Annotated in this window: 19 protein-coding genes; 18 read left to right on the top strand and 1 reads right to left on the bottom strand. The window is 64.2% G+C overall.

Translation table 11 applies throughout. The features are described 5' to 3' along the window. Positions 1-153: 153 nt before the first annotated feature. Complete coding sequence (locus QP415_RS04945) at positions 154-1,020, bottom strand: DUF6318 family protein (RefSeq protein ID WP_285099119.1); 867 nt, start codon at positions 1,018-1,020, stop codon at positions 154-156. A 728-nt stretch (positions 1,021-1,748) separates the two neighbouring features. Here QP415_RS04945 and mraZ point away from each other — a divergent pair. From mraZ to QP415_RS04855, 18 genes are all read left to right on the top strand, one after another. Continuing rightward, complete coding sequence (gene mraZ / locus QP415_RS04940) at positions 1,749-2,180, top strand: division/cell wall cluster transcriptional repressor MraZ (RefSeq protein WP_016461900.1); 432 nt, start codon at positions 1,749-1,751, stop codon at positions 2,178-2,180. Between the two features lie 127 nt (positions 2,181-2,307). Continuing rightward, entirely contained in the window at positions 2,308-3,315 is a 1,008-nt protein-coding gene (gene rsmH, locus QP415_RS04935) for a 16S rRNA (cytosine(1402)-N(4))-methyltransferase RsmH (protein ID WP_285099118.1), read from the top strand. Further along, positions 3,312-3,704, top strand: coding sequence for a hypothetical protein (locus tag QP415_RS04930; protein ID WP_016461898.1), 393 nt, complete (start codon positions 3,312-3,314; stop codon positions 3,702-3,704). Before rsmH ends, QP415_RS04930 begins: the two co-directional genes overlap by 4 nt. Positions 3,705-3,722: 18 nt before the next feature. Further along, positions 3,723-5,456: a peptidoglycan D,D-transpeptidase FtsI family protein gene (locus tag QP415_RS04925; RefSeq protein WP_285099116.1), complete on the top strand. Its 1,734-nt coding sequence runs from the start codon at positions 3,723-3,725 to the stop codon at positions 5,454-5,456. 17 nt (positions 5,457-5,473) lie between these two features. After that, entirely contained in the window at positions 5,474-6,871 is a 1,398-nt protein-coding gene (locus QP415_RS04920; RefSeq protein WP_285099115.1) for a UDP-N-acetylmuramoyl-tripeptide--D-alanyl-D-alanine ligase, read from the top strand. Beyond that, on the top strand, positions 6,868-7,953 hold the full coding sequence (gene mraY / locus QP415_RS04915; protein WP_016461895.1) for a phospho-N-acetylmuramoyl-pentapeptide-transferase: 1,086 nt from the start codon (positions 6,868-6,870) through the stop codon (positions 7,951-7,953). Before QP415_RS04920 ends, mraY begins: the two co-directional genes overlap by 4 nt. Beyond that, complete coding sequence (gene murD / locus QP415_RS04910; RefSeq protein WP_285099113.1) at positions 7,950-9,395, top strand: UDP-N-acetylmuramoyl-L-alanine--D-glutamate ligase; 1,446 nt, start codon at positions 7,950-7,952, stop codon at positions 9,393-9,395. The genes mraY and murD overlap by 4 nt, the downstream gene beginning before the upstream one ends. Beyond that, complete coding sequence (locus QP415_RS04905) at positions 9,382-10,638, top strand: FtsW/RodA/SpoVE family cell cycle protein (RefSeq protein ID WP_016461893.1); 1,257 nt, start codon at positions 9,382-9,384, stop codon at positions 10,636-10,638. The genes murD and QP415_RS04905 overlap by 14 nt, the downstream gene beginning before the upstream one ends. Before the next feature lie 32 nt (positions 10,639-10,670). After that, positions 10,671-11,795, top strand: coding sequence for an undecaprenyldiphospho-muramoylpentapeptide beta-N-acetylglucosaminyltransferase (murG, locus tag QP415_RS04900; RefSeq protein ID WP_285099111.1), 1,125 nt, complete (start codon positions 10,671-10,673; stop codon positions 11,793-11,795). Further along, on the top strand, positions 11,788-13,179 hold the full coding sequence (gene murC / locus QP415_RS04895; protein WP_285099109.1) for a UDP-N-acetylmuramate--L-alanine ligase: 1,392 nt from the start codon (positions 11,788-11,790) through the stop codon (positions 13,177-13,179). Before murG ends, murC begins: the two co-directional genes overlap by 8 nt. Further along, entirely contained in the window at positions 13,176-14,150 is a 975-nt protein-coding gene (locus QP415_RS04890) for a cell division protein FtsQ/DivIB (protein WP_285099107.1), read from the top strand. The genes murC and QP415_RS04890 overlap by 4 nt, the downstream gene beginning before the upstream one ends. 127 nt (positions 14,151-14,277) lie before the next feature. Then, positions 14,278-15,531, top strand: coding sequence for a cell division protein FtsZ (gene ftsZ / locus QP415_RS04885; protein ID WP_016461889.1), 1,254 nt, complete (start codon positions 14,278-14,280; stop codon positions 15,529-15,531). Next, the gene (locus QP415_RS04880) at positions 15,531-16,289 is read left to right on the top strand and encodes a polyphenol oxidase family protein (protein WP_285099103.1); all 759 of its coding nucleotides are present in this window, start codon (positions 15,531-15,533) and stop codon (positions 16,287-16,289) included. The genes ftsZ and QP415_RS04880 overlap by 1 nt, the downstream gene beginning before the upstream one ends. Positions 16,290-16,466: 177 nt before the next feature. Beyond that, positions 16,467-16,919 carry a cell division protein SepF gene (locus tag QP415_RS04875; protein ID WP_285099101.1) on the top strand — a complete coding sequence of 151 codons (453 nt, stop codon included), beginning with the start codon at positions 16,467-16,469 and terminating at the stop codon, positions 16,917-16,919. Positions 16,920-16,927: 8 nt separating this feature from the next. After that, positions 16,928-17,239 (top strand): YggT family protein, encoded by a 312-nt coding sequence (locus QP415_RS04870; RefSeq protein ID WP_016461886.1) that lies wholly within the window; start codon positions 16,928-16,930, stop codon positions 17,237-17,239. A gap of 172 nt (positions 17,240-17,411) precedes the next feature. Next, complete coding sequence (locus tag QP415_RS04865; protein WP_016461885.1) at positions 17,412-17,990, top strand: DivIVA domain-containing protein; 579 nt, start codon at positions 17,412-17,414, stop codon at positions 17,988-17,990. A gap of 68 nt (positions 17,991-18,058) precedes the next feature. Continuing rightward, positions 18,059-18,562 (top strand): signal peptidase II, encoded by a 504-nt coding sequence (gene lspA / locus QP415_RS04860; RefSeq protein WP_285099098.1) that lies wholly within the window; start codon positions 18,059-18,061, stop codon positions 18,560-18,562. A gap of 8 nt (positions 18,563-18,570) precedes the next feature. Beyond that, the gene (locus tag QP415_RS04855; protein ID WP_034475686.1) at positions 18,571-19,476 is read left to right on the top strand and encodes an RluA family pseudouridine synthase; all 906 of its coding nucleotides are present in this window, start codon (positions 18,571-18,573) and stop codon (positions 19,474-19,476) included. Positions 19,477-19,515 lie beyond the last annotated feature (39 nt).

The following is a 19,515-nucleotide window of genomic DNA, read 5'->3' as shown; positions in this document are numbered from 1 at the left end:
ATGCCTTGCTTCAGGAGAAAATCAATGGCGTCATCGTGCGCATCTGTGTCATAGAAGGGAGGGGGAGTAACTTCCTCCGCGTATGCTGTGTGCGCAACGGCCACAGACAATAGCAGTGCGATAGTTGTCGATATGACAAATCGAAGGAATTTCTCACTCATTTGTCTTTTCCATTCCCGCTTGGGTTACAACCCATTGGTCATTATTCCATGTCATTACTAGCGCAAATATGGATTGGTATTGCTGATCGTGAACATAAATATTCTTGTTCTGGCAAATCGTTCCATCTGACGAGTTGATAGCTAGTACTACTGTCACGGCGTCAGATGTATTCTCTGCACCCGCTAATTCCGCAGGTTCAAGCTTGAGAACGTGCTCCACGGCGGAACTATTGTTAAATACCCATCCATTACCGTAGAGATCGCTGATCCTCTGCGTCACCTCATGCGCGAACTTTGAGTCACTATCGGACATATCTGCTAGTGGTTGGGTGTCTCCGGTGTTCCAGGCGTAGACGAGTAGTGCGAGGTAGTGTTCTGCGGCTGCTTCTGCTCCTCGTTCGGTGTTTTCCTTGGCCTCTTCGGGGAGTTCGGGTTTGGTGTAGGTGTCTGCGGCGTATTGGGTGGGGCGTACGAGGACGCCGTCGGGGCCGATCTGGTAGCCGCCCGACATCGCGGCCTCGCTCGACACTGTTGGTGCGGGCGTGGGCTGCGTGGCGGGGGCCGTGGCCGCGACGCTGGGTTTTTCGCCCCAGGCGTGCCACCAGCCTTCAGCGACTCCGTTGATGTAGACGGCGAAGACGGCTCCTGCGGCGAGGCACACGTAGACCACGCGCATCGTCCAATAGAAAGGCTCGACGTGCAGCCACGCCTGGGCGTGGGCCCGCATACCCGAGGGACGCGAGCGGGTGTCCCAGTGCTCAGCATCGGCCTCGCGCCCTGCCTCCCGTGACGCGGTGTCGCGCGGCAGCTGATCCTCATCCTCGCTATCGAAGTGATCGAACAATGGTGGAACCGTCATGGCGTCGTACTCCTCCACGGTGAGGTGCCCTGCGGCGTGCCCCCGTCGTTGGGAGCGCGCCCTACTGTTTCAGGGTACGCGCAGAACCAGCATGAAATACTAAGAATGCTGCGCAACTATCACGCACATCCTCCCACCAGTACCCCGGTAGTCGCACAAATGTGCGCGCGATGTTGGGCGTGTGTGTCCCTGTGCGTGGTTGATCTGTGTGAGGGGAGCGCTGCGCTGCGATCCACGCTGAACTGGGTGGCGCTTGGGTAGAGCATTCTCCGGGATCCTTGGACAGCTCCCCGCTGTCCTCCCCGGCGTCCTCCACGCTCCTCCCCACTGTCCTCCCCGGCGTCCTCCACGCTCCTCCCCACTGTCCTCCCCGGCGTCCTCCACGCTCCTCCCCACCGTGCTCCCCGGCATTCCCCACTGTCCTCCCCACGCTGCTCCACCGGGCTCGGATTGCTGACCGTTTCCTGGTCTTTGGCGTTCGGTTAGCGTTGGTACTTCAATGATTGCTGACGAGGAGGAAGGGGTGAGTGCGTGGCGTGGGCGGTGAGTGGGAGGTGTGTTTCCTCGAATGTGTGCAAGATTTCCCCCACTTTTCTCCACTCGATTTTTTCATTGAAACGAAGCCGTTTGACACCTCTGTTTTTTACGCCACGCCGGAAGTTCCTCTGTAAATATGGGGTGTGGTGGGTTAAAGTGGGGGAAAGTTCCGAACAGGGGAGGGCGGTGACATGTTCCTCGGTACGTATGAGCCCAAGCTCGACGACAAGGGCCGCATGTTTCTGCCCGCGCGCTTTCGCGAGGACATGGAGGGCGGGATCGTCCTCACTCGCGGCCAAGAGCACTGCATCTATGCATTCCCTGCCGCGGAATTCGAGAACATGACCGCGGAACTGCGTCGCGCGCCCCTGTCGTCCAAGCAGGCGCGTGACTGGATCCGCGTGATGCTCTCGGGAGCCTACAAGGAGATCCCGGATAAGCAGGGTCGCATTAGCGTTCCTGCGGACCTGCGTGCGTACGCCGGTCTGGGTCGCGAACTCGCCGTCATTGGCGCGGGGTCGCGAGCCGAGATCTGGGATGCCTCGGCTTGGCGCGAGTACCTCGCCGTCCAGGAAGAGGTCTTCTCGAATACTGCAGAAGAGATCATCCCGGGGATGTTCTGACCCGTGCTCTCAGGTCTCCGCCCGCTGTTCCGACATCACTTCCCCGGTGGCGGAGCACGGTGGGGGACCTGGAAGCACGGATCGGACACCCAGTACACGACAGTCGGCACACGAAAGGAGGCGCGACATGGTGGAAACATCGCAGGCGGTGCACGATTCGTCGCGCCCCGCGAGCGAGCGGCACGTGCCTGTGCTCCTCGCCGAGTGCCTCGACATGCTTGCCCCCGCGATTCAGCGCCCCGGCGCGGTTCTCGTGGACGGCACGCTGGGCATGGGTGGTCACACGGAGGGGGCGCTCGAGCGCTTCGAGGACCTGACGGTTATTGGTATTGACCGCGACCCTCAGGCGATCGCTCTCGCCTCCGAGCGTCTTGAGCGTTTCGGGACACGCTTCCGAGCTGTTCACACCACCTACGACCACATCGATGAGGCGGTCGCAGACCAACTTGGACAGGGGGCGCGCGTGGATGGCGTCCTCATGGACCTGGGCGTGTCCTCCCTGCAGCTGGACGAGGCTGAACGCGGATTCGCCTACTCCAAAGATTCGCCCCTCGACATGAGGATGGATTCGACCACCGGGCAGAGCGCGGCTGATCTGCTTGCCACTGCCTCGGAAGGTGAACTGATCCGAATCCTGCGCACGTACGGCGAAGAGAAATTCGCGCCGCGTATCGCCAGGCTCATCATCCGACGTCGCGACACTGCGCCGATCACGCGCACCGGGGAACTCGTCGACATCATTCGCGAGGCCATCCCGGCCCCCGCGAGACGCACCGGCGGTAACCCGGCAAAGCGGACGTTCCAGGCGTTGCGCGTGGCTGTCAATGACGAGCTCACCATCTTGGAACGCGCTCTGCCGAGGGCCCTCGCAAGTCTGAGGGTAGGCGGGCGCCTGGTCGTGGAGTCCTACCAGAGTCTCGAGGATCGGATAGTCAAAGACGTGCTGCGTCGCGGCTCGACCAGCAGCGCTCCTCCCGGACTGCCGATCATCCCTGAGGAGATGGCTCCCAGCCTGCGCCTGCTGACAAAGGGCGCGAACAGGGCCGATCAGGCCGAACAAGACCACAACCCCCGATCTGCTTCCGTGCGACTGCGCGGAGCGGAGCTCATCCGCGAATGGAAGGACCTCTCATGAGTGCAGCAACCGCGAAGGCACGTCCCGCAGCGCGCCCCGAGCTGCGCCGCGAGGAGGCCCATGAGCTGCGTATCGTTGAGGGCACTCGTCCTCGGCGCTCGGTCGCGGCGATCCTTATGCTTTTCGTCGCCGTCGCTCTGGCCTCCGTCGTCACATCGATGGTTCTCAATACGCGCATGGCTCAGACGTCGTTCGAGATCCGTGAGCAGCAGCTGGTTCTTAATGAGCTGGAGGCGCAGTCGTGGACGATGCGTGCGGAGCTGGATCGGAAGGCCTCGCCGACGGAGCTTGAGAAGGCTGCGAAGGCGAACGGCATGGTGCCCGCCGGAAAGTCGGGCTTCATCACCCTTGAAACCGGCAGCGTCGAGGCTGGGACTCCCGCGAAGTAACTCGGAAGGCGAGTACCGATGGATACCGTCATCACGCGTTCGCGATGGATCGTGGGCATCCTTGTTGGTGCCCTGTGTATCTGTGGTGTGCGTCTGGTTCAGCTGCAGATCATCGAAGGGCCGTCGCTGGCGGCGCAGGGGCAGCGTGTGCGTACCTCCTCGACGGAGGTTGCCGCTGCGCGTGGCACGATCACCGATGCCACGGGTGTCGTTCTGGCGAACTCGATCCAGACGTACGACATTGCGGTGAACCAGGTGAATATCCGATCCTTCGTGCACCGTGACGATGACGGGAACGAGGTCGGCCGTGGCCCTGCGGAGGCCGCGCGCCTCCTGGCCCCCATCCTCGGCATGAATGAGGCGGAGCTCGGCGGCATGATGCTGGGCGACTCGACCTACGTGTACATCAAGCGCAACGTGGATGCCGTGTCATACCGTGAGATCCGTAAGCTCGACATCTACGGGATCGAGTGGGAGTCCGTCTTTGAGCGTGAGTACCCCAATGGCAATGTTGCTGCGCCCGTCATCGGGACGGTCAACGCCGAAGGGCAGGGGTCTTCGGGCATGGAGGCGCAGTTCGACACGCTGCTGACGGGTACGCCCGGCGCACAGGCCTTCGAGATCGCGCCCAATGGTGCGGTGATGCCGGGCGGTAAGAAGACCACTGTTGAGCCGAAGAACGGCGGCAATGTGGAGCTGACGCTGCATGCCGACCTGCAACACCAGGTTCAGGAACTGCTCGACGCGCGAGTGACGAAACACCAGGCCGACTGGGGGGCGGTCGTCATTGAGGACGTGGCAACAGGTCATGTGCTGGTGATGGCGGACTCGAACTCCAAGGAGCCCGACAATGCGAGCCCTCAGAAGGTACATGCGGTTCAGGACGCATTCGAGCCCGGCTCCGTGGGCAAGCTCGTGACCGTGGGGGCGGCTCTCAATCAGGGGACGATCACGCCGACGAGTGTCTTCCAGGTGCCTTACGCGCTGGATCTTCCCGACGCGGGTGGTCCTATCACCGACTTCCACGAGCATGGCGGCGAAACCCTGACGGCGACAGGCATTCTGGCGGAGTCGTCAAACACTGGTACTGTCCTGATCGGCCAGACGATGAGCGACGACCAGCGATACGCGATGATGCGCGCTCTCGGGTTTGGCGAGGAGACGGGCGTCGAGCTGCCCGGCGAGTCCGCCGGTCTGCTGCGCAGTGCGGATCAGTGGCAGGGCCGTGACCGCTACGTGACGATGTTCGGTCAGGCCTACGCGATTACCGCGATGCAGGAGGCCTCGGCGCTCGCCACGATCGCGAACGGGGGAGTGCGCATCGCGCCTCACATTGTGAAGTCGTGGACGAACGCGGATGGAACAGTTGAGGTGCCACAGGGTAGTCAGCCTGTCCAGGCCATGGATGCGACGGCTGCCTCGCAGCTGGTCACGATGATGGAATCCGTCGTCGAGGACGATCTGGGTACCGCTGGTGCCGCGAAGGTGCCCGGCTACCGCGTGGGTGTGAAGACCGGTACCGCTGAGACGATCATCGATGGCGCGTCCGGCCTCGTCTCCACGACTGCCGGCATTATTCCCGCGGATGCGCCGCGCCTCGCGATCGCCGTCGTGCTGTACAACCCGAGGGTGGCGTCGGTCTCATCTGATTCCTCGGCTCCGCTGTTTGGCGACATTGCGCGTACCGCTGTCGGCAACCTGGGTATCCCCGCCTCCACGTCGTCCGCTAACCTGTATCCGACGACGCCGTGAGTCTGAAGGAGTAGAACATGCAGACGTCAGCACAATGGATTGCTGAGGCAGTGTCGGGTCGCCTGGTTGGCCCCGATGTGCTCGTGACAGGCCCGGTGGTCACCGACTCGCGCGAAGCAGCCGAGGGATCGCTCTACATTGCGCGCCGCGGCGAGGCCGCCGACGGGCACACGTTCGTTGCAGGGGCGGTGGCGCGCGGTGCCGTCGCTGTGATCGTCGAACACGAGGTCGACGAGGCCGTGGCTCAGATTGTCGTCAAGGATTCGACCGAGGCACTCGGTGCCCTGGCTCACGCGCACGTCGAGAAGCTGCGCAGCGGGGGAGGCCTCGATGTCATCGCGATGACGGGATCTGTGGGTAAGACGACGACGAAGGATCTGCTGCTGCAGATCATGAGCGAGGACGGGCCGACGGTGGCCCCCAAGCTCTCGTTCAACAATGAGGTCGGCCTGCCGTTGACGGTGCTCCTGGCCGATGAATCGACGCGCCACCTCGTCCTCGAGATGGGTGCATCGGGTCCCGGCCACATCACCTACCTGACGAATATCGTGTCCCCGGACGTTGCCATCGAGCTGTGCGTGGGGCACGCCCACGTGGGTGGCTTCGGCGGTTTCGAAGGCGTTGCCGCCGCGAAGGCTGAACTCATCAAGGGGATGCGTCCGGGTGGCCCCGTCATTCTCAACACTGATGACCCGAATGTTGAGGCCATGGCGCCTCTGGCGACGGGGCAGATTATCCGCTTCTCCGCCTCGGGTAATCCCCGCGCCGATGTGCGGGCAGTCGACGTGCGCCTCGACCGCGCCGACCGCGCTTCCTTCACGCTCGTGGCGCCTCAGGGCGAGGCGCGCATTGACCTGAAGATTGTGGGTCGCCACCACGTGGCGAACGCCTTAGCTGCCGCAGCCGGTGCCCTGACGCTCGGGGTTAACCTGGAAACAGTGGCTAGTGTCTTGTCGAATGCGCGTGCGTTGAGCCCTCATCGCATGGACGTTCATGAGCTCACGGTTCAGGGCTGTGCACTCACCCTCATCGACGATTCGTACAACGCCAACCTGGATTCGATGCGTGCCGGAATCGCAGCCCTGGCCTCGATCGGCTCGGACGCGCATACCATTGCGGTGCTCGGCGAAATGCTGGAGCTGGGCGATGACTCGCAGTCGTTGCACGAGCAGGTGGGAGCCATGATCGAGGATGCGGGCGTGGACACGCTCATTGGCCTGGGGACGGATGCCCACTACTATTTAGAGGGGGCCCCGGGTGTGGCCCATCGTGAGGTCGCGTCGGATCCCGAGCAGGCCGCGCGCCTGGCGATCGAACACGCCGAGGATGGCGCCGTCATCCTGGTCAAAGGCTCCTACGGGTCACATTCGTGGCAGGTCGCAGACATCCTGCGAGAGAAGGGAACGAACCGGTGATTGGACTTATCGCGGCGTTCATTATCGCCATGGCGCTGTCAGTGACGTGCACGCCGCTGCTCATCCGCTTCCTGGTGTTGCACCAGTACGGTCAGTTCATCCGCCAGGATGGGCCCACCCAGCACTTGACCAAGCGTGGCACGCCGACAATGGGCGGCGTTGTCATCATTCTGGCGACCGTGGTTGCCTGGCTGATTGGTTCGCTGGTCGCCGGTGCCGGACCGTCGTGGTCCGGCCTGCTCCTCGTGTTCCTGTTTGTGGGCTTGGGCGTCATCGGACTGCTTGATGACGGCATCAAGATTATGCGCCAGCGTTCTCTCGGTTTGCACCCGTCGGGCAAAATTATCGGCCAGGTTGCCGTCGCATCACTCTTTGCGCTGGGAACCCTCATCATGCCGAACGAGTTCGGCGAATATGCCGGAACACTCGAGATTTCCTTCGCGCGGCCCACGGCCTTGACGTTGGGCTTTGCGGGGCTCGGTGTGGGTGTCGTCCTGTATCTGATCTGGACGAATCTCATTGTGACGGCGTGGTCGAATGCGACGAACCTGACCGATGGCCTGGACGGTCTGGCGGCGGGTGTCTCCATCTTCGTGTTCGGCGCGTATACCTTCATCACGTACTTCCAGCGCATTCAGGCGTGCACGCAGCTCGGGGCGAATCAATCGAACTGCTACTCGACGCGTGACCCCCTTGACCTTGCGATTTTCTGTGCCGCTCTCATTGGCGCGCTGGCGGGCTTCCTGTGGTGGAACGCGTCGCCCGCTCAGATCTTCATGGGCGACACGGGTGCTCTCGCGCTTGGTGGCGCTGTCGCCGGCCTGTCGATGCTCACGCAGACCGAGCTGCTCGCCGTCATCGTGGGAGGCCTGTTCGTCGCGGTTGTTCTCTCGGATGTCATCCAGATCGGCGTCTTTAAAGCCACCGGTAAACGTGTCTTCCGGATGGCACCGCTCCACCATCACTTCGAGCTACTCGGCTGGAAGGAAGTCACGATCGTGATCCGTTTCTGGCTGATTGCCGCGATTGTTGCGGTTGCCGGTGCGGGTATCTTCTATGCGGAGTGGGTGTCGCGTCGATGAGTCGTCTCGCTGCTGTCGTCGGCTGGGGTAAGTCCGGTCAGGGTGCGGCGGGCGCGCTGCTCGCCCGCGACTGGCAGGTGCGCGCGTTTGACGCGCGCGGCGGACAGTCGCTGTTCTTCGATGATGTCGCTGACGTTGAGGTCTGTGTTCAGGAGGATCCGAACGCCCTCGTCGACGCGATCGTCGAGGCGGGCCCCGACCTCGTCGTCGTGTCTCCGGGCGTGCCCGCGCACCACCCGGTGTTCCGCGCCTGTGAGGATGCCGGTATCGACCTGTGGGGAGAGGTGGAACTCGCCTGGCGTCTCCAGGAGGAGGGGCCGCACGCGGGTCGCCCGTGGTTGACGGTGACCGGCACGAACGGCAAGACCACCACCGTGGGGATGCTCGGAGCGATTCTGCGCTGTGCGGGTGTGAAGGTGGAAGAGGTCGGTAATATCGGTACTCCGATCACGCGCGCGATCGACTCCGATGCCGAGGTGTTTGCTGTCGAGCTGTCCAGCTTCCAGCTGCACACGGCGCGGACAGTCTCGCCTCTGGCGTCGATGTGTCTGAATGTGGACGCGGATCACCTGGACTGGCATGGCAGCGTTGAGGCCTACGCGGCGGATAAGGCTCGCGTGTACGAGAACACGGTGAAGGCGTGCGTGTACCCGGCATCCGATCGTACCGTCGAGGCCATGGTGGAGAACGCCGACGTCGTCGAGGGTGCGCGTGCCATCGGCGTGACGCTCGGTGCCCCGTCGGTGTCGCAGTTCGGCATTGTTGAGGGACTCCTCGTCGACCGCGCTTTCGTCGAGAACCGCGCTCGGCAGGCGGTCGCCCTCGCACACGTGTCGGATCTGTCGGGCGCCTACGGGCCTCACCCGTCGGCTGCTGCTTTGAGTGATGCGCTTGCCGCTGCCGCTCTCGCACGTGCGTACGGCGTCGAGCCCGAGGCCGTGGAAGCGGGGCTTCGCTCTTTCCGTCCCGCCGGGCATCGCCGAGCGGTCATCGCCCATGTGGCGGATCTGACCTGGGTGGACGACTCGAAGGCGACGAACGCGCATGCGGCGCGGGCCTCGCTCGCCGGACTACCTCCGCGCAGCGCGATCTGGATCGTCGGTGGCGACGCAAAGGGGCAGGATTTCACGGAGCTCATCAAGCAGGTCGAGCCGACCCTGCGGGGCGTCGTTGTGATCGGCGAGGACCGTCATGCCCTGGTCGCCGCGCTGTCGGACGGGGCTCCGAAGGTGCCTTTCGTCGAGGTCGATGGACACGAGGATTGGATGTTTTCGGTCGTGAATGAGGCCGTGGCGCTCTCCATGCCGGGCGACACTGTTGTGCTCGCACCCGCGTGTGCGTCCTGGGATCAGTTCGACAATTACGGTCAGCGTGGCGACGCGTTCGCGGACGCAGTCTCGCGTCTGGCCGCCCAGTGGGGGAGCGCCGGTGGCGACGAATAAGCGCGGGTGGCATATCCCGACGGTGACGCTGCCTCGGATCCGTTTCGGGTCTGGCCAGGAGCGTCACGAGGACCCGGTGATGACGTACTATCTCGTCGTCCTTCCGGCCATCGTGCTGTCGGTTTTCGGCCTCGTCATGGGCTTTTCCGCGCAGACGGTCACGTCGATCGCGCAGGGGGAGAACCCGTACACGGCGTATGCCCGTCCACTTCTCATTATCGTTGTCTCGCTGCTGATCGCGATGGTCGTTCAGCTGGTGCCGCAGCGCTGGTTCGTCTTCATTGCGCCGGTGATGTTCGTGGGCGCCCTCGGCTTCCAGACACTGGTGCTCAGCCCGCTCGGCCGGTCCGAGGGCGGCAACGCGAACTGGGTGAAGCTCGGGCCGATCATGGCCCAGCCGTCGGAGTTTCTGAAACTCGCGCTTATTGTGTTCCTGGCGCTGATGGTCTCGAAGTCAGCGTCGAAGCGCTCTGACCTGCGCACGATGGCTGTTGCTGTTGGCCTGCCGATTCTTATTGCGCTGGGTGCGGTGATGCTCGGTCGAGACATGGGTACCGCGATGGTCGTCGCGGTGGGTGCTCTGGGAGCCATGTGGGTCGCGGGCTTGCCCAAGCGCTGGTTCGGTGGTCTCGTCATGGTCGCGGTCCCCACGTTGGTGCTCTTGGTTCTGTCGAACCCGACCCGTATTCGTCGTATTCTTGCGATCCTGCCGGGCACGTCGAAGGGCCCGGACGAGTCTGCTCCCGAGCAGATTGACCATTCGCTGTGGGCGCTGGGGTCGGGAGGCCTGACTGGCCTCGGCCCCGGGGCGTCGCGTGAGAAGTGGAATTACCTGCAGGCGGCGCACACGGACTTTATTTTCGCGATCGTCGGTGAGGAATTCGGCCTGTTCGGTACGCTCGCTGTCCTCGTGTGTCTGGGTCTGCTGGTGTGGGGCATGATCCGAGTGGCGCGGGGGACCTCGGACCTGTTCGTCGTCGCCGTGTCCTCGGGTGTTGCCTCCTGGATTGGGGTGCAGACGATCATTAACGTTCTATCGGTGACGGGCCTTGGCCCGGTCATTGGTGTTCCACTGCCGCTCGTGTCCTACGGCGGATCGTCCTTCCTGTTTACTATCACCGCGGTTGCGGTCGTGGCGTCGTTCGCGCGCGCCCGCGCCGGTATGCGGATGATCGGTCGACCGGACGAGGCATCGGCGGGGCGCGACCCCCGCGTGGCGCCCCGCAGGCGCGCGGCTCGCTAAACTGGGGCTACGCACGCGTAAAGGAGACGCTTATGGTCAAGGTTGTGATGGCTGGCGGCGGGACCGCCGGTCACGTGAATCCTCTGCTGGCGACGGCGGCACAGCTGCGTGAGAGCGGCGCCGAGGTCGTGGTTCTGGGGACAGCGGCTGGTTTGGAATCGGATTTGGTTCCGCCTGCCGGTTTCCCGCTGGTGGAGATTCCCCGCGTGCCGTTGCCGCGTCGTCCTTCTCTCGCGTTCTTCACGCTGCCGTCGCGCTTTGTCGATGCAGTGAAGCGGTGTGCGCAGGCCTTGGAGGGCGCTGATGTCCTCGTGGGCTTTGGTGGCTACGTGTCGACGCCCGCGTACATTGCGGCTCAGCGCGCGGGTGTTCCGATCGTTATTCACGAGCAGAATGCGCGCCCTGGCCTCGCGAATAAGGTGGGTGCACGCAATGCTGCAGTTGTGGCCCTGACGTTCCCGTCGACGCCTCTGAGCGCGCGGCGCGGCAGCACTGTCGTGACGGGTCTTCCCCTGCGTGCGGCGATCGCGTCGTTGGCGAGCAGTCGAAAGGATGCGGCTGGTGCCGCGCAGGCACGCCGTGAGGCCGCTGAGCGCCTGGGTGTGAACCCCGAAGCTCCGACGCTCCTCGTCACGGGTGGCTCGCTGGGTGCGCTGCACGTGAACGAGTCGATGACCGGTGCCGCGGATGCTCTGCCCGAGGGGGCGCAGGTCGTGCACCTGACGGGCCGTGGGAAGGATGAGCCTGTACGCGCCGCTGTTGAGGCTGCCGGGTGCTCCGATCGCTGGCATGTGATCGATTACCTGACGACGATGGAGGACGCGCTGGCCGTCGCGGACCTCGTCGTGTGTCGGTCGGGTGCGGGAACCGTGGCTGAGATGGAGGCCCTGGGCCTTCCCTGCATCTACGTGCCGCTGCCGATCGGAAATGGCGAGCAGCGCCTCAATGCCGCAGACCACGTCGCTGCGGGTGGCGCGCAGCTGATCGACGATAAGGACTTCACGGCTGACTTCGTGCGTTCCAACGTGTTCCCCCTGCTGGGTTCGGCCCGCTTGGCGGACATGGCGGCTGCTTCGCAGTCTCTGGGGCGTGCGGGTGCTGCTCGTGCACTGGCCGATCTGGCCCTGGAACAGGTGAAGGAGAGCGGCCATGAGTGAGCCGACGCTGCAGGATCGTTTTCATCTGCTTGGCATCGGAGGCGCCGGCATGAGCGTCGTCGCCGAGCTGCTCGCGTCGCGTGGTGCGACCGTGGTGGGCTCGGACCGCGAGGATTCGGCGGTTCTTGACCACTTGCGCTCGGTGGGGGTCCGTGTCTTCGTTGGGCATGAGGCTTCGCACGTGGACCCGAATGCGGTGGTCGTCGTGTCGACTGCGATCCGGGAGGAGAACCCGGAGCTTGCGGTTGCTCGCGAGCGCGGTCAGCTGGTGATTCACCGGTCGCAGGCTCTCGCGCTGGCGGCTTCGGGTATGCGTTTCATCGGCGTCGCCGGTGCGCACGGAAAGACGACGACGTCCGGCATGCTGGCGATCGGGCTGTCGGCGTGCGGGCTGGATCCGTCGGTGGCCGTGGGTGGCGTTTTGCCCCAGCTGGGTACCGGTGCGCACCTGGGCGGCGGGGATGTGTTCGTCGCCGAGGCCGACGAGTCGGATGGTTCGTTCCTGAACTACACCCCTGCGATCGAGATCGTGACGAACGTTGAGCCTGATCACCTGGATCGGTACCACTCGCGTCAGGAGTTCGAGGAGATTTTCGTTGAGTTTGCGCGGAGACTGGTCCCCGACGGCCTGCTGGTGACCTGCGCGGAGGACGAGGGGGCGGTTCGTCTCGCGGACGCCGCCCGCGCCGAGGGGCTGCGCGTCGTGACGTACGGGCGTGCGGATCGGTCGCTGCGTGATCCCGATGTCGTGATCTCCGACGTGCACGTGGAAGCTCACGGGGCTGGCGCGACGCTGACGTGGGGAGAGCGTCGCGCGTCGCTGGCGCTGAGTGTGCCTGGCGAGCATAACGTCCTGAATGCGGCCGCTGCGTGGGTAGCCGGCATCGAGTGTGGGCTGGAGCCTCAGGCCATCGCTGACGGCCTGGGTGAGTTCACGGGCGCGGCCCGTCGCTTTGAGGCCCGCGGTCAGGTCGGTACGCGCCGTCTGTTCGACGACTACGCTCATCACCCGACCGAGGTGGAGGCTGCGATTCGTGAGGCGCACGTCGTCGCTGGCGACGGCGAGGTGACCGTGGTCTTCCAGCCGCACCTGTACTCGCGCACGCGCATTTTCGCTGAGCGCTTCGCGCAGGCACTGTCGGGCGCGGATCATGTCGTCCTGGCGGGCATCTATGGGGCCCGTGAGGATCCCGAGCCCGGTGTTGACTCCTCGTTGATCTCTTCGCGCATTGAGGGCGCGTCCTACGTCGAGGACATGCACGAGGCTGCCCGCCTGGCTGCCTCACTGACCCCCGAGGGTGGCGTGTGCGTCACGATGGGCGCCGGTTCAATCACTCGCTGCGCGTCCGACGTGCTGGATGAGTGGAAGCGAATGGAGGCATGAGGCCGCCTTCGCCGAGACGTCCGGGAGGGCATCGACCTCGTGAGGAGCGCCCGCCGCGCGCGGAGGGGGGTGCCTCGTCGACCGCCCGCTCTTTCGATGAGATTATCGCTGCGGTGCCCGAGGACGAGGTGACAAGCGACACCGAGGAATCGAAGCGACGTCCCGTGTCGCTGGTGGAGCGCCGTCGCGCTCGCTCGGCGGTTGATCGGCCACAGCCCGTCGCCGATGCCGCGTCCCTGCTCGGAGGCGAGGAAACCACGGATCTGGGAGACCGGCTCCGCGAGCGTCACCGCGCGCGTCGCATGCTCCTCGTGCGTCGTATTGCGCTGGTGGTTGTGACGCTTGCCGTGGCTGGCGGTGCCGCCTGGGTAGCGTTCTTCTCCCCGGTGTTTGCGTTCTCTTCGTCCTCGGTCGTGGTCTCGGGTGAAGACGGAACACTCGTGACGGCTGACTCTGTGCGCTCATCGATTGCGTCTTTTGAAGGAGTGCCACTGACGCGCCTGAGCACGTCCGCGGTCGCACGGGCCGTCGAATCAAACGTGGCAGTACGTTCGGCGACCGTCTCGAGGCGTTGGCCGACGAGCCTGCGCATCTCGGTGACCATGCGTACCCCGATGGCCGCGGAGGCTGTTCCCGGCGGCTACCAGCTGGTGGATGACCAGGGCGTGGCGTTCCAACAGGTCGCGAGCGCGGGCTCCTACCCGTTGGTGACTTTGCCGGAAGACCGCAGCGTGGGAGCGGCCGACGTCGCGTCGGCGCTTGGTGCTTTGGACGACGAGACACGCTCTCAGGTAGCCACTGTCACGTCGACGGGTGCACAGGTGAGTTTCACGCTGAGCGGCGGGCAGAGTGTCAAGTGGGGAACGAATGCTGATGCCCCTCAGAAGGCGCGTGTGCTCGCGACATTACTGGCGAATGTCAAGGCGACGACCTACGACGTGTCATCGCCGAATCACCCTGTGACCAGTTAAGCCTTCTTTGTTGTCCGCGTGTTGGCTTGAAGGATTGCTCGCGGACCCCTAATTTCTTTCCGACACGAAGCACATTAAACATCAACCTTCAACTAAAGGTTGAGGGTCTGATGCAAGGGAGACATCCATGGCGACACCGCAAAACCACCTGGCAGTGATCAAGGTCGTCGGCGTCGGCGGCGGCGGAGTCAACGCCGTGAACCGAATGATCGAGGTCGGCCTCAAGGGCGTTGAGTTCATCGCGGTCAACACTGACGCGCAGGCTCTGCTCATGTCTGACGCTGAGACGAAGCTCGACATTGGCCGCGAACTGACGCACGGCCTTGGCGCCGGAGCGGACCCCGCGGTCGGCCGTAAGGCTGCCGAGGATCATATCGAGGAGATCACTGCTGCGCTTGAGGGTGCGGACATGGTCTTCGTGACCGCCGGTGAGGGTGGTGGCACCGGTACGGGTGCGGCCCCTGTTGTCGCCAAGATCGCTCGCGATGCGGGTGCGCTCACCGTCGGCGTTGTGACTCGCCCCTTCTCCTTCGAGGGTAACCGCCGTGCCGCTCAGGCCGAGGGTGGCGTGACGACCCTGCGCGAAGAGGTCGACACTCTGATCGTCATCCCGAACGACCGTCTTCTGGAAATCTCTGACGCGAACATCTCTGTGCTCGACGCCTTCCGCGCGGCCGACCAGGTCCTCCTGTCGGGCGTCCAGGGCATCACCGAACTGATCACGACCCCGGGTCTGATCAACGTGGACTTCAACGACGTCAAGTCGGTCATGAAGGATGCGGGCTCGGCGCTCATGGGTATCGGCGCTGCGACCGGCGAAGATCGTGCCCTGCGCGCTGTTGAGAGCGCGATTTCCTCGCCGCTGCTTGAGGCGTCGATCGACGGTGCGCACGGCGTCCTTATGTTCTTCCAGGGTGGCTCGGACCTCAGCCTGCAGGAGGTCTTCGCCTCCTCGCAGCTTGTGCGTGAAGCCGCCCACCCCGAGGCGAACATCATCTTCGGTAATGTCATCGATGATGCTCTCGGTGATGAGATTCGTGTCACGGTTATCGCCGCTGGCTTCGACGATGTGGCCGACACCCAGATGTCGCGTCCTTCTGCTGCGCGCGTTGCAGCTCCCGTCGCTCAGCAGCGTCCCGCTGCCCCCGAGGCAAAGGCTCCCGCCGCTGAGACGACCCGCATTAGCCAGGTGTCGACCCGTCGCCCTCAGCATCGTGCGGACGTCGCCGCTCCGGTGCGCGAGGTTGCCCCGGCTCCCGTCGAGGCGCCTGCCGCAGTGGAGTACGAGGAGTCCGAGTCCGAGCACTCCTTCGAGGTGCCTCGCGTCTACCCTGAGGCCCCCGAGAAGGAAGAGCTGGACATTCCGCCCTTCCTGCGCTGATGGCTGACAAAATCTGGGCCGGTGCCCGGGTTCACCTCACCGAGGTGGACCCGGGCACCGGTGCGCTATGCGGCAATGTTGGATTGCATGTGGGTGATGATCCCTCCCTCGTGCGCGAACGTCGGCGCGCGCTTGCGGCCGCGTTGGGGCGCGATGTTGTCTGGATGGATCAAACGCACTCGACTCGTGTCGAGCTCCTGCAGGTACGCGGCGGTGTGCCCTGGAGCGTGGATAGCGAGCATGCGCTTGATCGGCCAGCTGCGGGGGAGTGGGGTCCCGTCGACGCGGACGGCATTGTCATCGATGCCCGCGGCTGCTCGGATGCGCCTGCTCTCGCCGTGCAGACCGCTGACTGTCTGCCCGTTGTCTTCTCTGCCGCGTCCGGGCAGGTCGTCGCCGCTGTTCACGCGGGCAGGCGTGGGCTCCTCGGAGGGATACTCGCGCGCGCCGCTCAGCGCATACGTGCCCTCGTTGATGGTCCTCTTGACGCGCTCATTGGTCCGGCTATCTGTGGGCGCTGCTACGAGGTCCCCGCAGACATGGCCGCGGCGAGTGAGGGACTGATGCCTGGGATTCGTGGGCGCACGTCGTGGGGAACCCCGGCCCTCGATCTTCCGCACGCTGCCGCCACATCTCTGACGGACTTGGGTGTTCGGGTCGATATCGATGAACGGTGCACGCTCGAAGACTCTGGCCTGTTCTCCTATCGCGCCGACCCCTCATGCGGTCGTCAGGCGCTCGTTATCATTCCCGCGTGACGTTCACGCATGCCTCGTCGGGGTGTCATCGCCGTGCCGTGGCGAGCTCCGGCCTCGTCGGTAGATGGCTCGTGATGAGTCTCGCCGGCTGCCTCCTCGCGACGCGCCGAGCTGGGTGCGGGTTGATGCCCTCGGGGAACTGTAGCTTGTGGCTATGCATCGGCTGAAGGAGGAACAATGAGCGAGTCGTTCGGTGCACGCGCACGTAAGTTCATGGGCTGGTACTCACCCGAGGAGCCCATCGATGAATTCGAAGTATTCGATGAGGTGGAAGAGGTGGCACCCGTGGCCGACATTACTCCTGTGTCCCGTCCGACCCTGACGAGCATTCGTCGCGAAGAGCCCGTCGAGGATCTCACGCGTATCGTGACGATCCACCCGACTGCTTACTCTGATGCCGTCACGATCGGCGAGGCGTTTCGCGATGGCACGCCCGTCATCATCAACCTCACCGACATGGGTGAGGAAGAGGCCCGTCGTCTCGTCGACTTTGCTGCCGGTCTGACCTTCGGCCTGCATGGTGTGATCGAGCGCGTGACGAACCGTGTCTTCCTCCTGTCCCCGGCCTCGGTCGAGGTGCAGGGCGATAACACGTCGGGACGCCGCGGTTCCCTCTACAACCAGGGCTGAGAATCTTCGTGATCGTCCTCGGCTGGTTTGGGTGGGGACTGAGTGTCCTCATCAACCTGTACATGATGGTGCTGTTTGCGCGCGTCATTCTGGACTGGGTTCAGTTTTTCGCGCGCGGATGGCGTCCCAGCGGAATTTTGCTTGTCGCTGCGAATGCGCTGTACGCGTTGACCGACCCTCCGATCCGTTGGATTGGCCGCTTTATTCCACCCCTGCGCATCGGCGGCGGGATGGCGATTGATGTCGGTTTCATGGTGTTATTCCTGGTCCTTATCGTTGCGCAGCGCTTGGCGAATGTTCTCTACTTCATGAGCCTGTAGCCATCAAATCTCGAGATGAGAGGCCCCACAAAATTGGACCTCTTCTCGTGATGGATGTTGCTAGTGTGACAATTTCAGTTATTATTTTCGTGACGTGATAGCGGGCGGCCTTCCCGGTCGTCCAGGCGTGCGGGTTCCGCGCGTCCAATCGAAACGACCGAGAGGCGAAGAAATGGCCCTGCTCACTACCGAGGATGTCCTCAACAAGAAGTTCCAGTACGTCAAGTTCCGCGAGGGTTACGACCAGGACGAGGTTGATGAGTTCCTCGATGAGGTTGTCTCCACCATCTACTCCCTGCAGATGGAGAACCAGGATCTGAAGGAGAAGCTCGAGGCTGCGGAGCGTCGCGTTGCCGAGCTGTCCAACTCCGACTTCACCCCCGCCGAGACCCCCGCCCCCGTTGCGGCTCCGGCCGTCGAGACCCCGGCTCCTGCCGCTGCCCTCACCGGCCCGCAGGATGCGGAGTCTGCCACCTCGATGCTGGCTCTCGCTCAGCGCGTCCACGACGAGTACGTGCGCGACGGCGAAGAGCAGAGCGCGAAGATCATCGCCGAGGCCAACGCCGAGCGCGAGAAGATCATCGCCGACGCTCAGAAGCAGAAGGACTCGCTGCTCTCCCAGCTCGACCAGGAGCGCGAGCTGCTCGAGAACAAGATCAACGGTCTGCGTACCTTCGAGGCCGAATACCGCACGAACCTGCGCAGCCACCTCGAGACCCTCCTCAACGAGGTCGGCAACGGCGAGAACTGATCGCAATCGCTTTTCGGCGGCGGTGCACTTCGTGGTGCGCCGCCGCCGCTCGTTTAAGATAGGGAACCATGGCTGACTCCTCCCACCCGATCCGCACTCGTTCGACGTGGATCTACGCGGGCCTCGTGTTCGCGGCCGCGATTATCACTGACCAGGCGTCGAAGCTGTGGGCGCGCACCGCCCTTGACGGCTCGGATACGATTCCCGTGATCGGGCAGTGGCTTTCGCTCAGGCTCGTTCATAACTCGGGTGCCGCGTTCTCGTTCGCGGCTGGGAAGACCTGGATTCTCACGATTTTCACCGTCGTCATCATCGGTGTGCTCGCGGTGCTCGCTCGCCGTGTGCACCGCGCTTCGACGCTGCTGGCGATCGCGCTGCTGGCGGGTGGAGCCGTCGGAAACCTCATTGACAGGCTGACGGCTGAGCCCGGCTTCGGCATCGGCCACGTCACCGACTTCATCGCCTACGGCACCTGGTTCGTCGGCAACGTCGCCGATATCTGGATCGTCCTGGGAGCGCCGCTGCTCGCGCTCGCGCTCTCGCGAGAACCCTCGAAGGAGGAGTCGCAGTGAGCTCACGCATGCTGCCCGTGCCCGATGCGCTGGTGGGTGAGCGGGTCGACGCCGCGCTGGCCCGCATGCTCGGGCTGTCGCGCTCGCGCTGCGCGGAGTTGGCGGGGGAGGGGCACGTTCTCATTAATGGCGTTGCTGCGGGGAAATCGGATCGCCTCGGAGCCCTCGACATCATCGAGGTGACGATCCCGGAACCCGAGAATAAGCCGACCCCGGTCACCGACATGACGATTCTGTACGACGACGAGGACATCGTCGTCGTCGATAAGCCGGTCGGTGTCGCCGCGCATACCGGACCGGGGTGGGAAGGCCCCACGGTCCTGGGCAACCTGGAGGCCGCGGGATACCGCATCACGAGCTACGGCCCTCCCGAGCGCCAGGGGATCGTTCACCGCCTCGACGTGGGCACGTCGGGTGCGATGATGGTCGCCAAGTCCGAGCTCGCTTACACGGTCATGAAGCGGGCCTTCAAGGAACGCACGATCGAGAAGGTGTACCACGCGGTCGTGGCCGGGCATCTTGACCCAGCCTCGGGCACGATCGATGCCCCGATTGGGCGTCATCCGTCGCGCGAATGGCGCATGGCTGTGATCGACGGCGGTAAGCGCGCGGTCACTCACTACGACACGCTTGAGCTCATGGCGGGCGCGCAGCTCACCGAGGTGCACCTCGAGACGGGACGTACCCACCAGATCCGCGTGCACATGGCGGCTGTCGGGCATCCGTGCGTGGGTGACACGTTCTACGGTGCCGACCCCACGCAGGCAGAGCGCTTGGGACTCACCCGTCAGTGGTTGCACGCGGTGCGCCTTGGTTTCGCGCACCCGCGCACCGGGATGCCGATGAGCGTGTCCAGCCCGTACCCGGCCGATCTCGAGGCCGCGCTTGAGGAACTGCGGCACCCCCACGACTGACCCGTCGGGGCTGGGGGAGTGCTCGGCAGCCCGGCCCCG

It is taken from the genome of Pauljensenia sp. UMB3104 (assembly GCF_030217285.1).
Lineage (GTDB): Bacteria > Actinomycetota > Actinomycetes > Actinomycetales > Actinomycetaceae > Pauljensenia.
The sequence above is the reverse complement of the archived record's forward strand: the minus strand, read 5'-3'. Positions and strand labels throughout refer to the sequence as shown.

Bases quoted from the DNA above. Each gene is read 5' to 3' on its own strand.
- QP415_RS04890 (WP_285099107.1), top strand. From the start codon at position 13,176: ATGAGGCCGCCTTCGCCGAGACGTCCGGGAGGGCATCGACCTCGTGAG.
- ftsZ (WP_016461889.1), top strand. From the start codon at position 14,278: ATGGCGACACCGCAAAACCACCTGGCAGTGATCAAGGTCGTCGGCGTC.
- murC (WP_285099109.1), top strand. From the start codon at position 11,788: ATGAGTGAGCCGACGCTGCAGGATCGTTTTCATCTGCTTGGCATCGGA.
- murG (WP_285099111.1), top strand. From the start codon at position 10,671: ATGGTCAAGGTTGTGATGGCTGGCGGCGGGACCGCCGGTCACGTGAAT.
- QP415_RS04930 (WP_016461898.1), top strand. From the start codon at position 3,312: ATGAGTGCAGCAACCGCGAAGGCACGTCCCGCAGCGCGCCCCGAGCTG.
- mraZ (WP_016461900.1), top strand. From the start codon at position 1,749: ATGTTCCTCGGTACGTATGAGCCCAAGCTCGACGACAAGGGCCGCATG.
- rsmH (WP_285099118.1), top strand. From the start codon at position 2,308: ATGGTGGAAACATCGCAGGCGGTGCACGATTCGTCGCGCCCCGCGAGC.
- QP415_RS04925 (WP_285099116.1), top strand. From the start codon at position 3,723: ATGGATACCGTCATCACGCGTTCGCGATGGATCGTGGGCATCCTTGTT.
- QP415_RS04865 (WP_016461885.1), top strand. From the start codon at position 17,412: ATGGCCCTGCTCACTACCGAGGATGTCCTCAACAAGAAGTTCCAGTAC.
- QP415_RS04855 (WP_034475686.1), top strand. From the start codon at position 18,571: ATGCTGCCCGTGCCCGATGCGCTGGTGGGTGAGCGGGTCGACGCCGCG.
- QP415_RS04945 (WP_285099119.1), bottom strand. From the start codon at position 1,020: ATGACGGTTCCACCATTGTTCGATCACTTCGATAGCGAGGATGAGGAT.
- murD (WP_285099113.1), top strand. From the start codon at position 7,950: ATGAGTCGTCTCGCTGCTGTCGTCGGCTGGGGTAAGTCCGGTCAGGGT.
- QP415_RS04920 (WP_285099115.1), top strand. From the start codon at position 5,474: ATGCAGACGTCAGCACAATGGATTGCTGAGGCAGTGTCGGGTCGCCTG.
- QP415_RS04875 (WP_285099101.1), top strand. From the start codon at position 16,467: ATGAGCGAGTCGTTCGGTGCACGCGCACGTAAGTTCATGGGCTGGTAC.
- lspA (WP_285099098.1), top strand. From the start codon at position 18,059: ATGGCTGACTCCTCCCACCCGATCCGCACTCGTTCGACGTGGATCTAC.
- QP415_RS04880 (WP_285099103.1), top strand. From the start codon at position 15,531: ATGGCTGACAAAATCTGGGCCGGTGCCCGGGTTCACCTCACCGAGGTG.